This window comes from Candidatus Hakubella thermalkaliphila, assembly GCF_013281975.1.
GTDB classification, from domain to species: Bacteria; Actinomycetota; Humimicrobiia; order Hakubellales; family Hakubellaceae; genus Hakubella; species Hakubella thermalkaliphila.
The window spans coordinates 1-2645 of record NZ_BLRZ01000175.1; the positions used below are offsets into that span (position 1 = coordinate 1).

3 protein-coding genes are annotated in these 2645 nt (G+C 47.3%); all 3 read right to left on the reverse strand.

The window, feature by feature from the left end; all coding sequences use genetic code 11:
- Window positions 1-18 precede the first annotated feature (18 nt).
- The 3 genes from HW443_RS10500 to HW443_RS10510 all read right to left on the reverse strand — a co-directional run bounded on the left by HW443_RS10500 (window position 19) and on the right by HW443_RS10510 (window position 2415).
- Window positions 19-210, reverse strand: coding sequence for a hypothetical protein (locus HW443_RS10500; protein ID WP_176230743.1), 192 nt, complete (start codon window positions 208-210; stop codon window positions 19-21).
- 127 nt (window positions 211-337) lie between these two features.
- Complete coding sequence (locus HW443_RS10505; RefSeq protein WP_176230744.1) at window positions 338-775, reverse strand: saccharopine dehydrogenase NADP-binding domain-containing protein; 438 nt, start codon at window positions 773-775, stop codon at window positions 338-340.
- Window positions 772-2415, reverse strand: coding sequence for an N-acyl-D-amino-acid deacylase family protein (locus HW443_RS10510; RefSeq protein WP_176230745.1), 1644 nt, complete (start codon window positions 2413-2415; stop codon window positions 772-774). The genes HW443_RS10505 and HW443_RS10510 overlap by 4 nt, the downstream gene beginning before the upstream one ends.
- Between the last annotated feature and the right edge of the window lie 230 nt (window positions 2416-2645).

A 2645-nucleotide genomic window follows, 5' to 3' on the forward strand; every position in this document is an offset into this window, starting at 1 on the left:
TCCGTCTTAATCCTGGCCTTAAGCGATGAGCCTGGTCTTTAGAGGATGGGCCAGACACACTTCCTCTATCTCCTCAGCCAACTGGTCGTAAAAGTAGGACCAGTTAAAGCCGGCCTCTAGAACCGCCTTGGTGGGCTTAAGGCCATCCAGGCTTTTCAGGTAGTTCTTGATGGAGGCTCTGTCCGTGGAAACCCGACTTTTTGCTGGCACCTTACCCTCTTGGTCCATAATGGTAGAAACAAAAATGTGAATAGTATGTAAAATAACGGCGAACCCGGTTGAATCGCCCGAGCTACCGGCCCAGTAAATACGGATAGATTCAGGCCTTTCCAAGGCGTCATAGCCCCTTACGGGCCAGGATGTTCCTAAGTCCAGGAGTCCAGCCCATACCGGTGAGTGCTTTACGTCCTTTATCGCGTGCTGTCCGATCCATTTGAATGACGGCAGAAGCCGCATCATGATCGTCACAAATGCTTACATAGTCCACCCCGGCCGCCAGGGCCGCTTCCACAATTGGTTTTTCAAAGCGGTAAAAAGGGCCCAGCGCTCCCGCAGCCACAGTATGACCTTTTAGAACGTTTACCAGGTCCTGGTGACAGGTTGCATCTACCTTTTGTACCCTTACCTTCTCCTGGCCCAAGGAAGAGACCAGTTTCTCTGCCGCCGCCGTATTCAGATCGGCAATGGTAATTCTCTCTACCTCCGGGAACTTGACCAGCTCTTTCACCGCCTCAGAGCCCATATCTCCTGCCCCACCTAAGACAACAACTTTCATCTTTTCTCTCTCCTGATCACTCTGCCTGGCTTTTTCCCTACTACATAATTCCCATTCTTGACAATCATGACTCCATTGTTGAAGACATACTCTATACCGTCAGGCTTCTTGCCCGTATCCTTAATTGTGGTATTATCCTGAATGGTCTCCCGATTAAACAGCACAATGTCGGCACTTTTCCCCCTTCTTAAGACCCCCCTATCCTTTATCCCGAACCTCTCTGCTACTCTCAGAGTCATTCTATTTATTGCATCTTCGAGAGTTAAAAGACCCCTTTCTCTCACATACTTACCCAAAATTTTCGGAAAGGCTCCCACACTGGAAGGGTTTTTGAACCCCTCCCTTCGCATTACGGCATCGGTTTCGTATAGGCTCAGCGGATGTGCAATTAACGCCTCAAGGATTTCCTGATGACCTTCGTCTCCACTGAACCGGTGAAAAAGAGCAAGTGCTTTACCCTTACTTTTTTTGATTATTCCAAACATGGTTTCGAATGAACTCAGGCCAAGTTCCCTGGCGGCCTCTCTCAAGTTTAAGCCGTTTAGCTCTTTTCCACCGGTGAATGCTGCGTTCATAATCTGAATATCGGCAAAATCGAACCCGAGAAGTTTTCTTATTAAAAATATTTCTAACCTGAGTCGGTTCTTGGCAAAATTGCTCAGAATATTTCGGTCAAAATCCTCAAGAAACCAGGCGGGCAGCACTATATTTATATAGGTATTACTACAGTTGTACGGGTAAATATCCCACATGACATCCATACCATTTTCTGCCGCCTTCTCAATCACCTTTACAACTCTATCTGCCATCGCATAGGTCCTGGTGCCCACGAAAATTAAATGTGATATCTGGAGCTTTACCTGGGTTTTCCTCGCTATATTCAAGATTTCTTTTACCGCCCTTATGTTGTGCGGCTCAGAAAACGGCTTTAGGGGATACGCACCTGATACCCTGCCTAACGCCTTGATGTGAACGGTAAGGGGAATCCCCTCTGCTGCCGCCGTTTTGGCAAAGCAAATAAGTTCTTCGTCTATCGCGAAAAGTCCAGGGTCATATCCGAGCCCGAAGGATAAGCCGCCTGCCCCGGCGTCGTAGGACTCCTCCACCATTCTCAGCATTTGTTTCAAAACAGTAGGGTCAGGATAACGCCTGTTTTCTCCCATGACAGACAGGCGAAGCGTACCGTGGCCCACAATCTGGACCAGATTAAAGAGCATACCATTGCCAGACTCCAGGTGGTCAAGAAATTCATCAAAGGATCTCCATCTAAAATCAAGCGGCCGATCTACGAAGAACTCGGCAACCTTGCCTACCAGCTCTATGTTGCCGTCGGCAATAGGCGCCGGAGAAAAACCGCAGTTCCCACCGATTACCGTAGTAACCCCCTGTTCTGCCAGCGGGTAAAGAAAGGTTTCGTGGTCATCCAATGGAAGCGCCCAATCAAAATGACTGTGCATATCAATAAATCCGGGCGAAGCTGTAAGTCCTTTCCCATCCAAAACTTCTTTTGATTCTGGAAGCTTCTCTCCTTTGGGAGTTACGGCTTTAATCATGCCGTTTTCCACTTCTATGTACCCCTCAAATGACTTTTGCCCGGTACCGTCAATTATGTTTACATCTTTGATTAGTAATTCACCCATCTTATTCTCCTTTCGACACATCACGTCTACGGCCCACTTTTCTTGCCACCCCAGCAACTCTATGGTCAGGTAAAAGTTTAGTTTTTCCAAAAAGCTTTGGTAGCGTGTCGAAGAGCTGACACTTCTCCAGAAATTTTTCCGATAGCACCCTCGCCTGTTTAGTATTATAACTTAAAATATAACCCTACAGCGATACTTAAGAATCTTGGTTCAATATGTAGGGCAATTTC

What these genes read in the sequence shown, in the direction of transcription:
- HW443_RS10505 (WP_176230744.1), bottom strand. Translation starts at nt 775, where the DNA reads ATGAAAGTTGTTGTCTTAGGTGGGGCAGGAGATATGGGCTCTGAGGCG.
- HW443_RS10510 (WP_176230745.1), bottom strand. Translation starts at nt 2,415, where the DNA reads ATGGGTGAATTACTAATCAAAGATGTAAACATAATTGACGGTACCGGG.